This window comes from Microvirga sp. CF3062, assembly GCF_036314045.1.
Lineage (GTDB): Bacteria > Pseudomonadota > Alphaproteobacteria > Rhizobiales > Beijerinckiaceae > Microvirga.
In genome coordinates, this window is record NZ_JAYGGN010000001.1 from 644912 (window position 1) to 665529 (window position 20618).

Genomic DNA, 20618 nt, shown 5'->3' on the forward strand with positions numbered 1-20618 from the left:
ACTGGCTGCTTGGCCAGGGCGCGCTGCCGCAACGGCATCCAGCAACAATGGCAGGTTGGACATGAAGACCAAAAAGCAGACAAAGGCTAAGGCCGATACCTGGAAGAATGCAAAGATCGTTGAACTCAGCCTCAGCGAAATCGCTCGCGTCGCTGGCGGGAGGCGGATCGTTGTTTACTGCAATTGCCCAAAGTGCACAGGAGCTACTACCTGAAGTCTTGCTGAAGTCTTGAGGCGCGGCTCTCGTCGAGCCGCGCCTTTTCATGCCCGGTTGAGACCTGTGGTTCCGAGCGAGTTCCGCGCCGCATCGGCAAAGGTCAGCGTCTCCCCATCCAGCGGCGGGGAGACCCGTCCCTCGCGCAACACCACGATCCGGTCCGCCGCGCGGATCGTCTCCGGGCGATGCGCGATGACGATGCGGGTGATCTTCAACTCCGCCAGCGCCCGGTTGACCTCCCGCTCCTTGTCGAGATCGAGGCTCGACGTGCCCTCGTCCATGAACAGGATGCGCGGCTTTCGATAGAGCGCGCGGGCCAGCAGCACCCGTTGGCGCTGCCCGCCCGACAGGGTGGTGCCCATGTCGCCGATGAGGGTGTTGTAGTTCATAGGCATGGCCATGATCTCGTCGTCGATCCCGGCCACCCTGGCGCAGTCGCGCATCCAGTCGAGATCGAGCTTTGCATCGAAGAAGCAGATATTCTCCGCGATGGACCCGGAGAGAAGCTGATCGTCCTGCATCACCACGCCGATCTGCGAGCGGAAGTTCTGGCGGCCTAGATGCTCCATGGGCGTGCCGTCGATCAGCACCGTGCCCTCCAGCGGCTTGAACAGCCCGAGCATGATCTTGAGGAGGGTGGTCTTGCCTCCGCCGGACGGCCCGGTGATGGCCACGAATTCGCCGGCCGCGACATTGAGATCCACGCCCGACAAAACCTCTGGCTCCGTATCGGCGTAGCGGAAGCTCACGCCTCTCAACTCCACCGCACCTCTGACCTCGCGCGGCACGAGGCCGTCCCCGTGCCGGTCGTCCTCCCGCTCGGCGAGTGCGATGTCGGAGAGGCGGTCGAGGTGCAGGTCGAGCATGCGGTACTGGATGCCGGTCTCGATCAGGTTGGTGGCCTTGTCGAGAAATTGCTGCTTGTAGGCCATGAAGGCGTAGAGCATGCCGATGGTCATGTCGTTCGCCATGATCGCTTTGGCGCCGAGCCAGACCACGAGCACGTTCTCGATGCCGTAGATTAAATCGTTCGCGGTCTTGAACCCGATGGTGAAGCGGCCCTGGCGGATGGTGCGGCTGATCGAGGCGGCATAGCGGTTCTGCCACAGGGCTTCCCGGTCGGATTCGCGGCCGAAGATCTTGATGCTCTGGATGGCCCGCGCCGTCTCGATGAAGGTGGTCTGCTCCTTGGCCGCAGCCTCGATCATCTCCTCCTGACGCTGGCGCAAGGAGCGGTAGAGGGCAAAGCGCAGGATCGCATAGAGCGCGAGCGCCGCGAACACGATGCCCGACAGCGCCGGGCTGTAGATCAGGATCATCGCGAGCGTCAGCGTCGCCATCACGCCGTCGACGAGGGCGGCCACCAAGCCTTCCGAGATGAGCCGCTGGATCGGCTCCGCCGAGCGGAAGCGCGAGACGAGATCGCCGATATGGCGCTTCTCGAACCAGCCCAACGGCAGGCGCACAAGATGGTGGAAGAGGTTGGCGCCCATCTGGAAGTTGAGCGCACCGCCCAAGAACAGCAGCACATGCGAGCGCAGCCAATCGGCCCCAATATGGATCAACATGAGCAGGCCGAAGCCCAGCGCCAGCGCGGTCAGCAAGCCCTGGTCGCCCTTCATCACCGCCTCGTCCACGGCAAGCTGCATGTAGAAGGGTGCTGCCAGCACCACGAGCTGCAGCACGGCGGAGAGCACGAGTGCTTGCGCCAGCGCCCGCTTCACCCCGCGCATCCGGCCCCAGAGAGCCGCGAGACTGAGACGGGAGGTCTCCTTCTTGCGCTCAAAGCTTTGTGTCGGCGTCAGCTCCAGCGCGACGCCGGTGAAGTGGTGGCCGAGCTCGTCGAAGGTGAGACTGCGCACGCCTGAGGCGGGATCGTGGATCGTCACTTTCCTGGCGCCGACCTCTTTCAGCACCACGAAGTGGTTCATGTCCCAATGCAGGATGCAGGGCAGCTTGATCTGCCCGAGTTGCTCGGGCTCGAGCCGCAGACCCCGGCCGCTCATGCCGAGGCGCTGGCTCATCGCCAGCACGTCCTTGAGGGTGACGCCCTTCAGCGAGATCGAGAACAGGCGGCGCAGCGCGCTCAGATCGACCTCACGTCCGTGATAGGTCGCAACCATGGCGAGGCACGCGAGCCCGCATTCGGCTGCCTCCGATTGAATGATCGCGGGCAGGCGAGGGGAGCCGAAATAATCGAGGGTGGCGGAGAGCTTCACATCCGCCCCCGAACGCTGATGAGAGGCTCGAACAGCCAGGCGACGAGGGAGCGGCCTTCCAAGACGATATCGGCCTTGAGGGTCATGTCGGGCTGCAGCGGCACCTCGCGCCCGAAGGCGTCGATGGCCTGCCGGTCGAGACGCACGCTCACCCGGTAGGCCGGCTCCGTGAGCGTTGTCCTGCCGATGATCTCGCTCGGCGAGAGCACCGCCTGAGAAACTGTCTCGACGGAGCCGCTGAGCGTGCCGAAGCGCTGATAGGGGAACGCGTCGACCATCAGCCGCACGGGCTGGCCAGGCTCGACGAAGCCGATGGCCCGGCTCGGGACGAAAAGCTCTGCGAGAAGAACCGCGCCATCGGGCAGCAGCGTGAGCAGGGGCTTGTTCACGTCGACGATCTGGCCGGGCGCCACTTGCAGGGCTGTGACGCGCCCGGCCAGAGGCGCGGTGATCACCTGCGCCCGTTGGGCCTGGACCTCGGCCCGCTGCCGCTCCCGATCGGCGAGATTGAGGCGCAGCTGCGCCAAACGTTCGGCCTGCTGTACGGGCAACTGCTCGCGTTGGAGCTGCGCCTGGCCCAGCTCCTTCTCGGACGCCGCGAGATCCCGGTCGATCTCGGCCAGGTTCTGCCGGCGGGAAAGCAGGGCCTCGTCCTGCTCCTGCAGGGTGGCCCGGGTGGTGTGGCCCTGCTCCGTGAGCCGCGCGATGGTGCCGCGCCGCTCCTCCGTCACCTGAACCCGCTCGGCCATGATCCTGCGCTGGGCTATGAGCGCATCCCGCTCCGCCGTCACGGACACGATGGTGGCGTCGAGCCGCCGGATCTCGTTCGCCATCCGGGCCGGATCCGCCGCGATCTGGTCTTTAAGCACCTGAGTCTGGGTGTCGAGCGAGGCGAGGACCGCAGCATCGAGGGTGCCGCCGGCCTCGAGCCCCTGGCGTGAGGTCACCGTGAAGAGCGGCTGGCCTGCCGCCACCCGGTCGCCTTCCTTGACCGCAAGCTCGGTCACGACGCCGCCGCGCAGGGCGCTGACGCGCACCGCACCGCCTGCCGCCACGAGGGACCCGCCAGCGGTTTCCTTGCGGGCATACTCGGCCGTGGCGAGGAAGAAGACCACCACAGTGACGCTTGCGAGAACGAAGCCGCCGAGGATCTTCCAGGAAAGAGGCGCAACAGGCAGCGACACGGACGAGTGCTCGCCCATGGCTGCCATCACGGCCTGTGGCCGGAACAAGGATCGCTGGGCCACCCCAACCCCCAACGCAACATTATTATGTGTCTATGTTGCAGAAAGGCCGGGGTGGCACAAGGGAAAGCAGAAGAAGCAGAGCCGGTTCAGCTTATCTGTCGCAGAAGAGGGTTAAGCGGCTGGATTTAAGCGCCTGCCTGCATGCGGGCGAGGTGCTTCCTGCGCGCCTTGGCCTGTCGTTCGGCGAGCTTCATGAGCCAGTCGAGGATGTTGTGCTCGACCACGAGGCCGGTCTCCGCATCCTCCAGGCGCTGGATCCGGTCGACCCGGAAGCCGCGATAGCTGTCTTCGGTCAGGATATCGATGCCGCCCAGCAGCATCTTGCCCGGACCCACCTTCAGCTCGCGCGCCAGCACCCAGCGCCGGGTCGCATTGCCGGCCTGGTCCACATAGTCGAGCTCCAGCGCCGCCTCCAGCGGATAGACATGCCAAGCGCCCTCGATCCGCTCCTCGACAGGAGCGTTCCGGGCCGGCCTCAACAGGGATGTTGCAAGGGTGGTAACCATAGGCAGAATATGGGGTTTCACCCTTTGTTCTGCAAGGATTCTGGGGCTCGAAAAGGCGGAAAATGCCTGGAAGAATAAGGCAAAATGCCGCTCAAAGGATACTGCGCCGGCTGTTGTAGCTCGCGGACTCCGCGTCCGGGTTTGACCAAGCTCTTGACTACAGCGGGATGACCAAAGACAGGCTCAAAACTCCACTGTCCCTTCCAGGTAGAAGACGCAGGCTCCCTCGAGCTCCACCCGATCCCCGACGAGCCGACAGACGATTTCTCCGCCGCGCCGCGAGGCCTGGAAAGCCCTGAAGGCGGTCTTGTTCAGCCTCTCCGCCCAGAACGGCGTCAGGCCGCAATGGGCGCCGCCCGTCACGGGATCTTCGGGAATGCCCTTGGCAGGCGCGAAATAGCGACTCACGAAATCGAAGCCCGCGTCTCCCGGCGCCGTCACGATCACGCCCGAGCGGGCCAGCCTTTCAATCGCCGCCAGATTGGGATCGAGGTTGCGGACGATCTCGGCCGTGGCAAGCCGCGCCAGGAAGTTGGAGCCGTCCCAGACCACCTCGGACGGCGTTGCGCCAAGGGCCGCCGGCAGCTCCGGCGGCGTCGCCACGGGCTCCAGGGTTCGTCTTGGAAAATCCATGACGTAATCGGTCCCGGACCGGCGGACTGTGAGCGGGCCGCTCGCGGAATGGAACACGACCACCTCGCGCCCGGGTTCGAGGCGCTCCATGACGACCGCCGCGCTCGCGAGCGTTGCGTGGCCGCAGAGCGGCACCTCGACCGTCGGTGTGAACCAGCGAATTTTATAGTCGCCCTTGTCGGCAACCAGAAAGGCAGTTTCGGTAAGATTGTTTTCGGCCGCAACAGCCTGCAGCACCTTCTCGGGCGGGAACCGGTCTAACACCATGACTGCAGCCGGATTTCCGCTGAACCGGCGGCTGGTGAAAGCGTCGACTTGGAAAATGGGTGCAAGCATTCTGCTCGCTTATCAACGCTGGGAAAGGGCTGCAACGGTTGCGGTCTTTTCACGCTTCGGAATTTGAGGATATTTCCATGCAGGGCTAGAGCCAGTTGCTGGCGAGTCCCTTTATCGAACGCATGCGATTGCTTAGACAGGCTGCAACATCCCTGCCCACGCCCGAGGCAACTCCATGCAGATCGAGGTTCTCGAAGAAGCCAATCCGCCCGGCGCGGAGGACGTGACGGCGGGCTTGCGGGCTCACCTCATCGAAAAGACCGGCCCTCTACCGTTGATCCCCCTGACCCTGCTCCTGCGGGATGATGACAACCGGGTGCGCGGCGGCATTCGGGGCGCCATTGCCCTGTGCTGGCTTCAGGTGGACCATTTCTGGGTCGACGAGACCCTGCGCGGGCTGGGCTATGGCTCCCGCCTGCTGGACATAGCGGAGGAGGCCGCCCGGATGCACGGCGCCATCGGCGTGCAGCTGACCACATCGACCTTCCAGGCCGAGGAGTTCTATCGGAAGCAGGGCTATGCCGAGATCGGCCGCCTGAAGGATCGCCCACCCGGCCACGACCGGATTTGGATGGCTAAGCGGTGGGCTTCCTGACCGTCGGTCATATCATCGGCGCGGTGCTGGCGGCCGTCACCTTTTCGCTGACGGTCGTGTCCTTCCCGCGGCTGATCGGCCGGGAGGTGGATTTCATCACCGCCATGATCACCAGCGTGCGGGCTGTGGCGACCAACCCGGCCGCCATGCTGGGCTGGGCGCTCTGCGTGGTGCTAATGCTGGAGTTCAAACGATGCTCCCGACCACGATTCGGTACGCCGGAGCGCCAAGAATTGTGAAGAGACGAAGATAAACTATGATTAGACCGTTCTGCTGCTCCTCAACCGCAACTGAATGCAGTACATCTGTCCTCCTAGTTGAATCAATTGGAGCACCACCTACGTAGTGGAATACGTTCTTTTCTTGAAGAATAACTTCGGGAAGAAAAGGTCTAAAACTCCCTAAGCCATAATTTGCAACCGTAATGGCATGAGCGATTTTGGCGAGCATGCGAGCCAGCGCTCCGGCATCGACGATGCCGTAAACTGCGACGTCTGTGGGGAGGTCGCTCATACGCTCTGCGAAAGCAGGGCTCGGGCAAACGCAAATTTGCATCTGGATTTGCGCATCTGGAGGGCGTCCAGCCAATATACCCGCCGGTGGAAAGGCTAGTGTATACAGAGCAAATGGGTGCTTCCCAGATGTCAGTTCCTGCCACCTTTTGACTTCGCCATCGGTTCCTAAATGGCCAACCCTCAATGGTGGCCGCCCCTTCTTGTTACGGCGGTGAGCCCTTGACTTCAGGCCAAGATGAGTGCGCGCATCGATAAACATCCTCTGAAGGCAGAACGTCTCTATCGCGCTTGTAGTCCGTGAGCAGTTGGGGCAGCTTGCCTTAGGAAGAACGTGGGTGCCATCGAGACTGAGGCCTAAGGGGAGAATGTGTTCACGTGTTAGGAGATCAGGATTCGATGCATCTCCGCAGTAGATACATTTCCCAACAGGTTCGTAGGTTTTGTTTTCTGGGAGATTGAGGATGGTCATGGATGATAGAAAACCCGATGATCGATATCCTGATGAGGAGGCCCGACGTCGGTTTTAGTCAACTTTGAGGGCATTAAAGATCCCTCCTAAACCTCATAAGTCAGAGCCAAAAAATAAGTCTAGGGATAAGAAGGCTATTCGTGGCAGGGCCGAATAAGTTAACGATTTGACGGCTCCTGTCTCTTCTTACGCCAGCGTAGAAAGCGCTTGGCCTGACGCTTAAAATGAGGCTGCGTAAGGTTGCCGGTACATAAGGCGCTTTCCTTCCGCTGCGCTTCGGCCAGGAATGATACCCGCACTGTCCTGATGCTCCTCCGACCTGCCACCCTCCTCGTCATCCCCGAGCTCGTCCCGGGGATCCACGTCTTCGCAGGAGCACGTTTTCGAAGACGTGGATGGCCGGGACGAGCCCGGCCATGACGGGGTGAGTGTGGTGTATGTTCGCTTTTTGTTCTTGACAATTCTCCTAAGCTGAGCCATATCTTTGCCGTCCTGCCTCACGAGGGACGCGCCCGAGGCGTCGGTTGTGGAGGCGGGATGCGGTTCTGGCCGCTGCGGGACAAGACGCTGGTTCCGCATGCCAGGGCTCTGAGTGGAGGCACGAGGCGTTTGGCCTGTTCGGGCAGGCTGGCGTCGGCGATCTCCCAAGCCTCGCCAGCCCGAGGATCTTCATCAAGGGCTGCGCACAGGATGCGCCGTGAAGCGGGTCTGAGGGTTTCGTCCCTGATCCCGCCGGAGCGCGAGGCTCAGGGTCGAAAAGCCGTGCGCGGGAGGCAGGGTGCTTCCCGTCCGGGCGGAACTCCCGTCCCGACCCGATCTTCGCCCGCTCCACCAGAGTGCAGCGAAGCAGCCTTGCCTCCCGCGCTTCCCTTAAAGAAGCCCGAGACGAGCCAGGACCAGCCTGCAGCCGCCAGCCCGTACAGGGGAGGGGCCGCCCTGACATGGCTCCATGGTGCGCTTCCGCCTTGACTTCCCCGGCCTCCCATGGATGTTGCGCCTCAAACCGAACCAGCAGGCTTTTGTCCATGTCCGCCTCCATGCACCGTTACCGTTCCCACACCTGCGGCGCGCTCCGCGAATCCGATGTCGGCGGGGTCGCCCGCCTGTCCGGCTGGTGCCACCGCATCCGCGACCATGGCGGCGTGCTGTTCATCGACCTGCGCGACCATTACGGCATGACGCAATGCGTGATCGATCCGGATTCGCCTGCCTTCAAGATGGCCGAGACGGCGCGGTCCGAATGGGTGATCCGGGTGGACGGCAAGGTGCGCAAGCGCCCGGCCGGCACCGAGAACCCGGAGCTGCCGACCGGCCTGATCGAGGTCTACATCACCGACATCGAGGTGCTGGGTCCTGCGGCCGAGCTGCCGATGCCGGTCTTCGGCGATCAGGAATACCCGGAGGAGACCCGTCTCACCTATCGGTATCTCGATCTGCGCCGCGAGAAGCTGCACAACAACATCATGAAGCGCGGAGCCATCATCAACTCCTTGCGCTCGCGCATGCAGACGAGCGGCTTCTTCGAGTTCACGACGCCGATCCTCACCGCGTCTTCGCCGGAGGGCGCGCGCGACTTCCTGGTGCCGTCGCGCATCCATCCCGGCAAGTTCTACGCGCTGCCGCAGGCCCCGCAGCAGTTCAAGCAGCTGATCATGATCTCCGGCTTCGACCGGTACTTCCAGATGGCTCCCTGCTTCCGCGACGAGGACCCGCGCGCCGACCGTCTGCCGGGCGAGTTCTATCAGCTCGACGTGGAGATGAGCTTCGTCACCCAGGAAGACGTGTTCCAGACCATGGAGCCGGTGATCCGCGACACCTTCAAGGAATTCGCGGACGGCAAGCCTGTGACGGAGACCTTCCCGCGCATCCCGTATTTCGAGTCCATGCTGAAATACGGCTCCGACAAGCCGGACCTGCGCAACCCGCTCGTCATCGCCGACGTGTCGGAGGTGTTCACCCGCGAGGACGTGACCTTCAACGCGTTCAAGAACGTCATCAAGTCCGGTGGCGTCGTGCGCGCCATCCCGGCGACAGGCGCCACCTCGCAGCCGCGCTCCTTCTTCGACAAGCTCAACGATTGGGCCCGCACGGAAGGCGCGCCCGGCCTTGGCTACATCGTGTTCGAGGAAGAGGGCGGCCAGATCGTCGCCAAGGGCCCCATCGCCAAGTTCATCCCGGAAGCAGCGCAAGCCGTCATCCGCGAGAAGGCCAGCATCAAGGCGGGCGATGCGGTGTTCTTCTCGGCCGGTGCCGAGGACAAGGCGGCGTCGCTCGCCGGCAAGGCGCGCGTGCGCATCGGCGACGAGCTGGGGCTGACCGACAAGGACCGCTTCGAGTTCTGCTGGATCGTCGACTTCCCGCAATACGAGTGGAACGAGGACGAGAAGAAGATCGACTTCTCCCACAACCCGTTCTCCATGGCGAATTTCGACCACGACGCCTTCATGGCCCTCGACCCGGCTGACAAGGACACGATCCTCAAGATCACGGCGTTCCAGTACGACATGGTCTGCAACGGCTACGAGATGGCTTCGGGCTCCATCCGCAACCACCGTCCCGACCGGATGGTGAAGGCTTTCGAGATCGCCGGCTACGGCGAGAAGGAGGTCATGGAGCAGTTCGGCGGCATGTACCGCGCCTTCCAGTACGGCGCTCCGCCGCACGGCGGCATGGCGGCGGGCGTCGACCGTATCGTCATGCTGCTCTGCGGCGCGCAGAACCTGCGCGAGATCACCATCTTCCCCATGAACCAGAAGGCGGAAGACTTGCTCCTCGGCGCGCCCTCGGACGTGACGCCCAAGCAGCTGCGCGAGCTGCACATCCGGCTGAACCTTCCGGAGAAGTAACGAATCCTGTCAGTGAATTCGGCCCGAGACGGTGCTCGCTTATTCCCTCCCCCTTGCGGGGAGGGTGGGCGCGGCAGCGCTCGGGTGGGGGTGGTGCGATGGGTGAGACCTTTCCGTCATGGCCGGGCTCGTCCCGGCCATCCACGTCTTTGAGCGGGGTTAAGACGTGGATCCCCGGAACAAGTCCGGGGATGACGTTGTAGGACGCGCATTCACGATTGCATCGAGCACTGCACTCCGACTGTTCGCTCCTCACTCTCGACCCTCCCGCCACGCGCCGGATGCTTCCGCCTCGTCCGGTTTTCCTGCACCGGTGGAGAAGAACATTGACGCCGGAGGGCAGGGCGCTCACAAGATCCTTCGATATATAACGGTTGGTGTTAAGGAGCGTCGGGGATGGGAGACAACATCTCGCAGGATCTGAAATCGGGGGCGATGTTCTACCATCAGTACCCGCGCCCCGGTAAGCTCGAGATCCAGCCGACCAAGCCCCTCGGCAACCAGCGCGACCTGGCGCTGGCCTATTCGCCGGGCGTGGCCGCCCCCTGCGAGGCTATCGCAGCCGATCCGTCGCAGGCCGCCAATCTTACCTCGCGCCAGAACCTGGTGGCCGTGATCTCCAACGGCACGGCCGTGCTCGGCCTCGGCGATATCGGCCCGCTTGCCTCGAAGCCCGTCATGGAAGGCAAGGCGGTCCTGTTCAAGAAATTCTCTGGCATCGACGTGTTCGACATCGAGGTGGCCGAGAACAATGTGGACAAGCTCGTCGAGGTGATCGCAGCCCTCGAGCCCACCTTCGGCGGCATCAACCTCGAGGACATCAAGGCGCCGGAATGCTTCGAGGTCGAGGAGCGGTTGAAGGCCCGCATGGGCATTCCTGTCTTCCACGACGACCAGCACGGCACCGCGATCATCGTCGGCGCCGCCGTGATGAATGCGCTGGAGCTGGCTAACAAGCGCATAGAAGATGTGAAGATCGTCACCTCCGGCGCCGGTGCTGCCGCTCTCGCCTGCCTCAATCTGCTGGTGTCGCTCGGCGCCAAGCGCGAGAACATCTGGGTCACGGACATCAAGGGCGTTGTCCATGAAGGCCGCAACGAGCTCATGGACCGTTGGAAGCAGGTCTATGCACAGGACACCGATGCGCGCACGCTCGCCGACGTGATCCCGGATGCCGACGTGTTCCTCGGGCTGTCCGCCGGCGGCGTGCTCAAGCCCGAATTGTTGGCCCAGATGGCCCCGCGCCCGCTCATCATGGCGCTCGCCAATCCCTATCCGGAAATCATGCCCGAGGAGGCGGAGGCTGCGCGTCCCGACGCGATGATCTGCACCGGGCGCTCGGACTACCCAAACCAAGTCAACAACGTCCTGTGCTTCCCCTACATCTTCCGCGGCGCCCTCGATGTGGCCGCGACCACCATCAACGAGGAGATGAAGGCTGCGGCCGTGAAGGCCATCGCCAGTCTTGCCCGCGAGGCGCCGTCCGAGGTGGTGGCGCGCGCCTATGGCGGCGAGGCGCATCCTTTCGGCCGCAAGTCCCTGATCCCGAGCCCGTTCGATCCGCGCCTCATCCTGCGCATCGCCCCGGCCGTGGCCCAGGCGGCCATGGATTCCGGCGTCGCCACGCGGCCGCTCGAGGATATGGAGGCCTACACGGAGTCGCTCGGCCGCTTCGTGTTCCGCTCCGGCTTCATCATGAAGCCGCTGTTCTCGCAGGCGAAGGCGAACCCGAAGCGCGTGATCTATGCCGAGGGTGAGGACGAGCGGGTCCTGCGCGCCGTGCAGGTCATCGTCGAGGAAGGGCTCGCCAAGCCGATCCTGATCGGGCGTCCTAGTGTCGTCGAAGCGCGCATGAAGCGCTTCGGCCTCTCCATGGAGATCGGTCGCCACTTCGAGCTGGTGAACCCGGAGGACGATCCGCGCTACCGCGACTACGTGGCCACCTACGTGGAGGCTGCCGGCCGCAAGGGCATCACGCCGGATGCGGCCCGAACCCTGGTGCGCACCAACTCCACGGTCATCGGCGCGCTGGCCGTGAGGCGAGGGGATGCCGATGCCCTGATCTGCGGCCTGGAGGGACGCTTCCAGTCCCGCGTCAAGCACATCAAGGACATCATCGGGCTGGCTCCCGGCGTGAACGAGATGGCGGCCCTTTCGCTGGTCATCACCTCCAAGGGTGCCTACTTCCTCGCCGACACCCATGTGCAGTTCGACCCGACCGCCGAGCAGATCGCCGACATGACGATCGCCTGCGCGAGCCATGTGCGCCGCTTCGGCATGGAGCCGAAGATCGCGCTGCTCTCGCATTCCGATTTCGGCGCCGCCGACAGCCGCTCGGCGCTCAAGATGCGCGAGGCGCTCGCCTGCATCACCGAGCGCGCGCCGGACCTCGAGGTCGACGGCGAGATGCAGGCGGATTCGGCCCTGTCCGAGATGCTCCGCGAGCGGGTGAACCCGAACTCGCGCCTGACGGGCGAAGCGAACATACTAATCATGCCGAACCTGGACGCCGCCAACATCGCGTTCCAGTTCACCAAGATCCTGGCGGATTCGCTCCCCGTCGGCCCGATCCTCATCGGCCCGGCCAAGCCCGCGCACATCCTGACGCCGTCCGTGACGGCGCGAGGCATCGTCAACCTCACGGCCATCGCGGTCGTCGAGGCGCAGGCCGTGGAGCAGGATCAGCCGATGCTGATTTGATATAGTTGAAGGCTATCTAAGCCCTCATCCTGAGGAGGCGCGATAGCGCCGTCTCGAAGGAGCTTCCAGATAGCACTGGATCCTCCTTCGAGACGGATTGCTCACGCAATCCTCCTCAGGATGAGGTGAGTGTTTGGCAGAAGGCTGAATTACTCCGCCTTTGCGGAGATGTTCAGCTTCGCCAGCGCTTCTTTCGGATCGGACGCCAGCATCGCGTCCATCACGCCGAAGCCGGATGGGTTCTTGGGCTGGGCATTGAGCGTGAGCTTGCCGGGCTTGGCGATGAAGCGGCCGATGGCCTGACCCAGGGTCTTCGCCTGTTCCGAATTGCCCATCATGGATGACACAACGAACGGCGCGGCGCTCGCATAGATCGTCCGCAGCGCCTCGGGCGTGGTCTTCTGCTCCTTGGCGGCATTGGCGAGGTAGCGCCCGAGCAGCCCCTTGTCCTCGACAATGACGTCGGCCGATTTCGCCTTGGCGCCGATCAGTGCCGCGGCAGCCGTGGCCTCATCAGGGCTGAAGAGGTCCTTGGTGACATTGCCGATCGTGCCCGTCAGCGAAAGGGTGCCCATGTCCTGCCCCTGGACGGACACCTCCTTAAGGGCGATCTCATTGGCGGCCTCATTCCAGGTAGCGGCGACCAGGAAGGACGAGTCTAGGGTCTTGTAGCCGAGGGCCACGAGTTCCTTGACGAGATCGTCCGTGCTGTTCGACGGCAGCGCGATGACGAGGTTGCGCTGTTCGATCCTGATGTTCGTCGGAAGGCCGTTCAGGGGCTTGTCCGCCGTCACCTCGAAATCCTTGAGCGTGAAGTTCACCCGCTCCGTGGTCTTTTCATTGGATTTGTTGGGGACATCCACATCGACGCCCGACAGGCGCAGGGTGCCCAGGGTCGGGATGAGCGTGCGAAGCGCCTCCTGGTCGAGTTCTTCGAGAGGTTTGCCCTGGAGCGCTTTGAGGCCGTTCAGCGTCGGCGCCAGCGAGAAGCCGGTCAGGCTGATGGAGCCGACCTTCGCACGCCCGTCCTGGTCGCCAGCCTCAATACCTTCCAGGCGAATGTCGGCCGGCTGGGATTCGGTGGCGCCGGTATAGGCGATCCGATTGATCCGACCGGTTGCAGAGGATTTTTGATCTTTTGCTGCGGGGGCCTTTTTAGGCGTGGCTTTGATCTGAATGTCGGCCGCTTCCATGAAGCCGATGTCGAAAGCCCCTATGACATCGACCACCGCCGTCGTGAGGCGACTCCCTTCCTCGGACGATAGAGTGTCCTTGCCGCCCATCTCCGTGAGGAACGCCATGGCGCTGCCCCATGAGTCCTTGGTGGGCCGGGCCATGACGTCCCGACCGCTCAACCGGGCGACCTGCACCGAAACGTTCTCGCCGTTGTCGACCATGTCGAGGTTTTCGATGGTGAAGGCGCTATAAATCCTGGTCATCGGCGCGGAGCCGGAATCGTCCTTCGTCTCGTAAAGCCTCACGAAAGCCGGGGTGTTCAGGTTGCTGATGGTGGTCTGGCCATAGCTGAACAGAGTGTTGCCCTTTGCGCCGGTCATTTCGACCGCCATGGCTCCAATTGTAGACCTCGCGATCTGCCCCTGGACGACGTCGTTCAGTGACACGTTCCTGTAGAAGATCGTCTGGGTCTCCTTGCCGAGCTTCTGGGTCACCTTGACCTCGGGAGACGTAACCTGCCTGGCGCTGATCCGCGTCAGGCGGTCGGCGAATGGCTCGGAGGCGGATGAGAAAAGCGACTCGATCTCACTGCGGGAGACGGTGACGCCGGAAAAGTCGATCCGCTTCGCCTCATAGGTGAAGTCGCCCCATGTGAAGCGCACATTGTCCAGGCTGAAGCTTTCGGCGGATTGGGCAAAGGCCGCGCTCCAGAGCGGGACCCGGATGGCCCCGACGGAGACATGCTGATTTCCGTGACCCGAGACCAGATTGCGAACCACGGCAGGTTCGAGCTGCAGAGCAGCCGAGCCGGCCATCAGAGCGAGCGCGCACACGCCTGCGCGGTAACGAAGTCTCATGAGGTCCCCCAAAGCCGACCTGATCCAAGCCGGCATCCTTTAGCCCAAATTTGGTTGGTGGGGGAGAATAGGCTGTAGGTTAACTTTTACAACGAGAACGAGGTGCCGCAGCCGCAGGAGGCGGTGGCATGGGGGTTCTCGATCTTGAAGGACTGGCCGATCAGGTCGTCCACGAAGTCGATCACCGAGCCGTCCATGTACTGGATCGAGACCTCGTCCACTACCACCTTGGCCCCGTCCTTCTCGATCACGAGATCGTCGTCCTGCCGGGTCCTGTCCACGTCGAAGGCATATTGAAAGCCCGAGCAGCCGCCGCCGTTGACGCTGATTCTCAGGTGGGAGCCGTCAGGCTCCGAGACCATGATCTCGTTGATGCGGCGGGCCGCGCGCTCTGTCAGGGTGATACCGGTCATGGGCACTTCCAGTCCATCGAAGGACGCAAATCTTGCACTAGATGCTATGACCAAGGTAAGTGCGCCCTGACAAGGCTTCAACCCGGGAATGATTGTGCGGCCCTTTGGCGAGAGATGGCGAGCCCCTTACGCCTGCGACCCTTGGGGAAGCCGTGGGCGGCTCTTCCCTGAGGCGGTGTCCCCGACCCGCAGCGATTTCCAGCGCGACCGGGACCGGATCATCCATTCCTCGGCCTTTCGCCGGCTCAAGCACAAGACTCAAGTGTTCGTCTATCACGAGGGCGACCACTTCCGGACCCGCCTGACCCACACCATCGAGGTGAGCCAGATCGCTCGCGCCTTGGCCCGGTCCCTTGGGCTCGATGAGGATCTAGCCGAGGCGCTGGCGCTCTCCCACGACCTCGGCCATACGCCCTTCGGCCATACGGGCGAGGATACGCTGGACGAGTGCATGGCGGGGTTCGGCGGTTTCGACCACAACGCCCAGGCTCTTCGCGTCGTCACCCGCCTGGAGCGGCGCTACGCGGAATATGACGGGCTGAACCTGACTTGGGAGACCTTGGAAGGCTTGGTCAAGCACAACGGCCCGCTTCTCGATGCCGAGGGCAGGCCGACCCTGCGCTATGCCGCCCGGGGCGTTCCTCTGGCGATCCTGGAATACAACGCCCAGCAAGACCTGGAACTCGCCACCTATGCCGGCGGCGAGGCGCAGGCGGCGGCCATTGCCGACGACATCGCCTACGACGCCCACGATCTCGACGATGGCCTTCGGGCCGGGCTGTTTGGAATAGAGGACCTGCGCGAGGTGCCGTTCCTCGCAGGTCTCCTGGCCGAGATCGATGCCCGCTATCCAAACCTCGACCTCTCCCGCCGGATCCATGAGCTGACCCGACGCGTGATCACCCGCTTCGTAGAGGATGTGGTAACGGAAGGTGAGCGAAGGATTGCCGCTCTGTCGCCGCAGAGCGCGGGCGACATCCGGCAGGCGGGGGGCACAATGGTCTGTTTCTCGAAGGCCATGACCGAGGCCGACGCCTCGATCAAGCGCTTCCTCTATGCGCGCATGTATCGCCACCCGGACGTGATGAGGGTCCGGGCCCAGGCCGACGATGTCTTGCGAGACCTGTTCCGGCGCTTCAAGGCCGAGCCGGAACTCATGCCGGAGGAGTGGCAGACTGACCTGCTTAAGGGTGACGAGCCGCGCCTTGCGCGCCGGGTGGCTGATTACATCGCCGGCATGACGGACCGATATGCGATCCTCGAACACCGTCGCCTGTTTGACGTGACGCCGGACCTGCGTTAGGCGGCAGCACAGATTTCCAGGGCCAAGGGGCTCTTCAGAGACAAAGTACCATGAACATTTTCGGGCTGTTCGAGAAGCGGGTTGCGGATGCGCTTGGCCGGTTGGCCGAAGGGGCTAAGATTCCATCGGGGCTGGACGTCAGCCGCGTGGTGGTCGAGCCGCCGCGCGATCCCTCCCATGGCGATCTCGCCACGAACGCCGCCATGGTGCTGGCCAAGGAAGCGCGCATGAACCCGCGCGCCCTGGCTGAACTCCTCGTCGCGGACCTTCAGGACGATTCCCGCGTCACCAAGGTCGAGATCGCCGGTCCCGGCTTCATCAACATCCGCCTGAATCCGCAGGTGCTGCACGAGGTGCTGCGCGCCGCCGTCGTTGATGCGAACGGTTTCGGCCGGAGCGACCAGAGGGCGGGCGCTCCCGTGAATGTGGAATATGTCTCGGCCAACCCCACCGGCCCGATGCATGTGGGCCATTGCCGTGGCGCGGTGTTCGGCGATGCGCTGGCCGGGCTGCTCGATTTCGCCGGCTACAAGGTATCCCGCGAATACTACATCAACGATGCCGGCGCGCAGGTCGATGTCCTCGCCCGCTCGGCCTATCTCCGCTACAAGGAGGCCCTGGGCCACGAGATCGGCGAGATCCCGGAAGGGCTATATCCGGGCGACTATCTCAAGCCTGTCGGCGAGCGGCTCGCCAAGGAGCATGGCCGGAGTCTCCTCGACAAGCCAGAGGCCGAGTGGCTCCCGCTCGTGCGCGAGACGTCCATCAACGCCATGATGGACATGATCCGCAGCGACCTCGCCGTGCTCAACATCCATCACGACGTGTTCTTCTCCGAGCGTTCCCTGCAGCAGGGGAACGGCGGTGAGGTCGCGAAGCTGATCAATGGGCTGCGCTCGCGCGACCTCGTCTATATGGGCCGCCTGCCGCCTCCCAAGGGACAGAAGGACGAGGATTGGGAGGATCGCGAGCAGCTCCTGTTCCGCGCCACCGCCTTCGGCGACGAGGTGGATCGCCCGCTGCTGAAGTCGGACGGCTCCTACACCTACTTTGCCTCCGACATCGCCTATCACCGCTCCAAGTACGAGCGCGGCTTCGCTACCATGATCGATGTCTGGGGCGCCGACCATGGCGGGTACGTGAAGCGCATGCAGGCGGCCGTGAAGGCGGTCTCCGACAACCAAGCCGACCTCGACGTGAAGCTCTGCCAGATGGTGAAGCTCCTGCGCGGCGGCGAGCCGGTGAAGATGTCGAAACGCTCCGGCGACTTCGTGACCCTGCGCGAGGTGGTCGACGAGGTGGGCCGGGACGCCACCCGCTTCATGATGATCTTCCGCAAGAACGACGCGACCCTGGATTTCGACCTCGCCAAGGTGGTCGAGCAGTCTAAGGACAACCCGGTCTTCTACGTCCAGTACGCCCATGCCCGCTGCGCCTCCGTGTTCCGGCAGGCGGGCGAGGCGTTTCCGGGTGCGGACTTCTCGGCGGCTCAGCTCGGGAAGGCAGACCTCTCGATCCTGAGTGACGAAGCGGAAATGGACATCATCCACCGCATCGCCCAGTTCCCCAGGGTCATCGAGGCTGCGGCGGAAGCACACGAGCCCCACCGGGTCGCGTTTTACCTCTACGATCTGGCGAGTGCCTTCCATAGCTTATGGAATAAGGGCAAAGACTTGCCGCAATTACGCTTTGTTAATCTAACTGATAAAGAGTCAACACAAGCGAGGCTCGCTCTCGTGCATGCCCTGAAGGGTGTGCTCGCATCTGGTCTCGCAATCCTGGGCGTCACGGCACCTGACGAAATGCGATAGTGTTTCCTTAAGCGTATCAACCGCTTAGGGGGCTGGTTGCATCGGGTCCTGTCACGTCGTGCCGGCGGAGCAACGAGTGCTCCTGTCGCGTAACTGGAGATCCGGCGCATGAGCGAATCACCGAAGCCCCGTTTTGCCATCGACCTCAACGAGATCGAGCGGCAACTCGCCCAGGCGGGCGCCCCGCAGAACCATCAGGCTCCTGCCTCGCGGAACGATCCGCTGGCGGAATTGGCCCGGATCGTGGGGCAAGACGACCCATTTCAATCGATTTTGGCCAATGACGGCTCGTCCCGCCCGCGCCAGCAGGGCGCGTCGGTCGACGACCTTTTTGCCGTCCGCGACACTATGACGCCCGCAGGTCATGAAGTCCCGGTGCGCGGGTCTCATGCAGATCAGGTTTCGCAGTCCTACGATCAGGATGGCTATCCTCATGCCCGCGCCCCCGAGCCCGCCCGTCAGGGCCAGGCTTATGGCGAGCAGGATTCGTACGGCAACGAGGCCTACGCCCAGGACTATTACGCGGATCAGGCCGCCCAGTATCCCGACCAGGGCTACGACGATGCCGACCAAGTCGACTATCCGCCGGTGGAGAAGACCCGCTCGCGCAAGGGCCCGATTGCCATCGCGGCGGTGATCGGCGCTCTGGTGCTCGGCGGCGGTGGAGCCTACCTGGCTTCGGGCTCGTCCTCGATCACGGGCGGCGAGCCGCCGTTGATCAAGGCGAACAACGAGCCGACCAAGGTGCAGCCGCAGAACCCGGGCGGGGTCGAGATCCCGAACCAGAACAAGCAGATCTACGAGCGCGCCAACCAGGACGGTGCGACCAAGGTTGTGAACCGCGAGGAGCAGCCCGTCGACGTGAAACAGGCTGTGCGTATGAACGGCAATGCCGTGGCGGATGCCACCGGCGGCACCCTCGGCACATCGGGCAAGCCGCAGCAGACCGCCAGCCTGAACCTCGGCGAGCCGAAGAAGGTCCGCACTGTCACGATCCGTCCGGACGGGACCATGGCTGGCGAGGCACCGGCTCCCCAGCCCGCGGCTCCGGCAGCCATGACCCTGCCTCCCCAGGCCCAGTCCGCCCCAGTCCAGATGGCTTCTGCTCAGGTTCCGTCCGCGCAGCCCAGGCCGGTCGCCAGCACGCCCGTAGCGGCGCCGTCCACACCGGCTCCGACCCCGAAGCCGGCGCCTGCCGCCGCAACGCCCACCAGCACCCCAGCACCGCAGCAGGTGGCCTCGGTCCAGCCGACGGCTCCTGCCGCAGCGGAGACGACCCCGACCGGCGGCTTCGCCGTGCAGCTGGGCGTCGCCACCTCCGAGACATCAGCCCAGTCGGTGTTCACGTCGTTCCAGCGCAAGTACTCCGATCTCGAAGGCATGCCTTCGATGATCCGCAAGGCCGAGGTGAACGGCAATACCGTCTACCGCGTTCGCGTCGGACCGATGGCGAAGGACGAGGCGTCCGCCCTCTGCTCCAAGCTGCAGGGCCAAGGCGGCCAGTGCTTCGTGGCCAAGAACTGAATAAGCTTGGAACTGAGCAAGCTTGGCCGATTGCGCATCGTGCGGAAAAGTGGCCCCGGTTTTCCGCATCAACGATGCGCAAAACGAAGCTTGAGCATCGGACCCAAAAGTAGTGCCCACTTTTGGGTCCGATGCTCTAGAATTCTTGACCCTGCCGAGCAGGGGACGTAAGGCGCGGGTATGAACACCCGCGCCTTTATTGCTGGATGCTCCGGCTTTGAGCTCACCCCCGACGAGGTTGCCTTCTTCCGGGAAGCGCAGCCCTGGGGCTTCATCCTGTTCCGCCGCAATGTGGACAGCCCTGAGCAGGTGAGGGCGCTCTGCGCCTCCTTGAGGGACACGGTCGGACGAACCGATGCCCCGATTCTCATCGATCAGGAGGGTGGCCGGGTTCAGCGCATGGGGCCGCCGCACTGGCCGAAATACCCGGCCGGCAGCACCTACGGGCAGCTTCACGCCAACGATCCTCTCGTCCAGCGGGAGATCACCCGTCTCGGGGCCCGCCTGATCGCTCACGAACTGCGGTCCGTCGGCGTCACGGTGGATTGCCTGCCCGTCCTCGACGTGCCGTCGCCGGGTGCCCACGACATCATTGGTGATCGGGCCTATGGCAAAACGCCTGCGCAGGTCGCCGTGCTCGGTCGCGCGGCCGCCGAGGGCCTGCTGGCCGGCGGCGTCCTGCCGGTGGTCAAGCACATGCCCGGCCATGGCCGGGCAGGGGCCGACAGCCACCTGGCACTTCCCGTGGTCGATGCCTCCCGCGAGGAACTGGAGCGGCACGATTTCGCGCCCTTCCGCATGCTCACCGACATGCCCCTCGCGATGACGGCTCACGTGGTCTATACGGCTCTCGACCCCGAGCATCCCGCCACCACCTCCCGCATCGTCATGGATGAAATCATCCGCGGCCATATCGGTTATGACGGGCTGGTGATGACCGATGACCTGTCCATGCATGCGCTGTCAGGCTCGTTCCGGGACCGCACCGAGGCGGCTTTTGCAGCCGGCTGCGACATGGCCCTCCACTGCAACGGCAGCATGGAGGAGATGAGCGCGGTGGCCGAGGCCGCCCCTGTCCTGGCGGGCGAGGCCCTGCGCCGCGCTATCGCAGCGTTAGCCCGCATCACCCACGATCCGGAGCCTCTGGATCCTGTGGATGCCCGGGCGCGGCTCGATTCTGCTCTTGCGATGATCGCCTAAAGCCCGTGAAGCTTGCAGCGCATCGTGCAGAAAAGTGGTTCCGGTTTTTCT

13 protein-coding genes and 1 pseudogene are annotated in these 20618 nt (G+C 63.8%); 8 read left to right on the forward strand and 6 right to left on the reverse strand.

Annotated features, from left to right (window positions below):
• Positions 1-261 precede the first annotated feature (261 nt).
• The 4 genes from VB618_RS03150 to VB618_RS03165 all read right to left on the reverse strand — a co-directional run bounded on the left by VB618_RS03150 (position 262) and on the right by VB618_RS03165 (position 5158).
• Positions 262-2436 carry a peptidase domain-containing ABC transporter gene (locus VB618_RS03150; protein WP_329795034.1) on the reverse strand — a complete coding sequence of 725 codons (2175 nt, stop codon included), beginning with the start codon at positions 2434-2436 and terminating at the stop codon, positions 262-264.
• Entirely contained in the window at positions 2433-3683 is a 1251-nt protein-coding gene (locus VB618_RS03155; protein WP_329795035.1) for an HlyD family secretion protein, read from the reverse strand. Before VB618_RS03155 ends, VB618_RS03150 begins: the two co-directional genes overlap by 4 nt.
• A 125-nt stretch (positions 3684-3808) precedes the next feature.
• Positions 3809-4189 carry a hypothetical protein gene (locus VB618_RS03160; RefSeq protein ID WP_329795037.1) on the reverse strand — a complete coding sequence of 127 codons (381 nt, stop codon included), beginning with the start codon at positions 4187-4189 and terminating at the stop codon, positions 3809-3811.
• Positions 4190-4372: 183 nt separating this feature from the next.
• Positions 4373-5158 (reverse strand): PhzF family phenazine biosynthesis protein, encoded by a 786-nt coding sequence (locus VB618_RS03165; RefSeq protein ID WP_329795038.1) that lies wholly within the window; start codon positions 5156-5158, stop codon positions 4373-4375.
• Positions 5159-5333: 175 nt separating this feature from the next.
• On the opposite strand from VB618_RS03165, the gene VB618_RS03170 reads away from it, so the two are divergent.
• The 4 genes and pseudogenes from VB618_RS03170 (at position 5334) to VB618_RS03185 (ending at position 12283) form a co-directional block, all read left to right on the forward strand.
• Positions 5334-5753 carry a GNAT family N-acetyltransferase gene (locus VB618_RS03170; RefSeq protein WP_329795039.1) on the forward strand — a complete coding sequence of 140 codons (420 nt, stop codon included), beginning with the start codon at positions 5334-5336 and terminating at the stop codon, positions 5751-5753.
• A pseudogene (locus VB618_RS03175) lies at positions 5747-5935 on the forward strand (DUF2189 domain-containing protein); the annotation flags it as partial. The gene VB618_RS03170 and the pseudogene VB618_RS03175, both read left to right, overlap by 7 nt.
• Before the next feature lie 1839 nt (positions 5936-7774).
• Positions 7775-9583 carry an aspartate--tRNA ligase gene (gene aspS, locus VB618_RS03180; RefSeq protein WP_329795124.1) on the forward strand — a complete coding sequence of 603 codons (1809 nt, stop codon included), beginning with the start codon at positions 7775-7777 and terminating at the stop codon, positions 9581-9583.
• A gap of 396 nt (positions 9584-9979) precedes the next feature.
• Positions 9980-12283 (forward strand): NADP-dependent malic enzyme, encoded by a 2304-nt coding sequence (locus tag VB618_RS03185; protein WP_329795040.1) that lies wholly within the window; start codon positions 9980-9982, stop codon positions 12281-12283.
• Positions 12284-12432: 149 nt separating this feature from the next.
• Here the strand turns inward: VB618_RS03185 and VB618_RS03190 are convergent, their stop codons facing one another.
• A complete protein-coding gene (locus VB618_RS03190; protein ID WP_329795041.1) occupies positions 12433-14316 on the reverse strand; it encodes a hypothetical protein in 1884 nt (627 codons plus the stop codon).
• Positions 14317-14402: 86 nt separating this feature from the next.
• On the reverse strand, positions 14403-14729 hold the full coding sequence (gene erpA, locus VB618_RS03195) for an iron-sulfur cluster insertion protein ErpA (protein WP_329795042.1): 327 nt from the start codon (positions 14727-14729) through the stop codon (positions 14403-14405).
• An 88-nt stretch (positions 14730-14817) separates the two neighbouring features.
• Between erpA and VB618_RS03200 the strand changes: the two genes are divergently transcribed.
• From VB618_RS03200 to nagZ, 4 genes are all read left to right on the forward strand, one after another.
• Positions 14818-16032 (forward strand): deoxyguanosinetriphosphate triphosphohydrolase, encoded by a 1215-nt coding sequence (locus VB618_RS03200; RefSeq protein WP_329795043.1) that lies wholly within the window; start codon positions 14818-14820, stop codon positions 16030-16032.
• Positions 16033-16082: 50 nt separating this feature from the next.
• Complete coding sequence (argS, locus tag VB618_RS03205; RefSeq protein ID WP_329795044.1) at positions 16083-17843, forward strand: arginine--tRNA ligase; 1761 nt, start codon at positions 16083-16085, stop codon at positions 17841-17843.
• Between the two features lie 108 nt (positions 17844-17951).
• A complete protein-coding gene (locus VB618_RS03210) occupies positions 17952-19367 on the forward strand; it encodes an SPOR domain-containing protein (protein WP_329795045.1) in 1416 nt (471 codons plus the stop codon).
• A 180-nt stretch (positions 19368-19547) separates the two neighbouring features.
• A complete protein-coding gene (nagZ, locus tag VB618_RS03215) occupies positions 19548-20567 on the forward strand; it encodes a beta-N-acetylhexosaminidase (protein ID WP_329795046.1) in 1020 nt (339 codons plus the stop codon).
• The last annotated feature ends 51 nt before the right edge of the window (positions 20568-20618 follow it).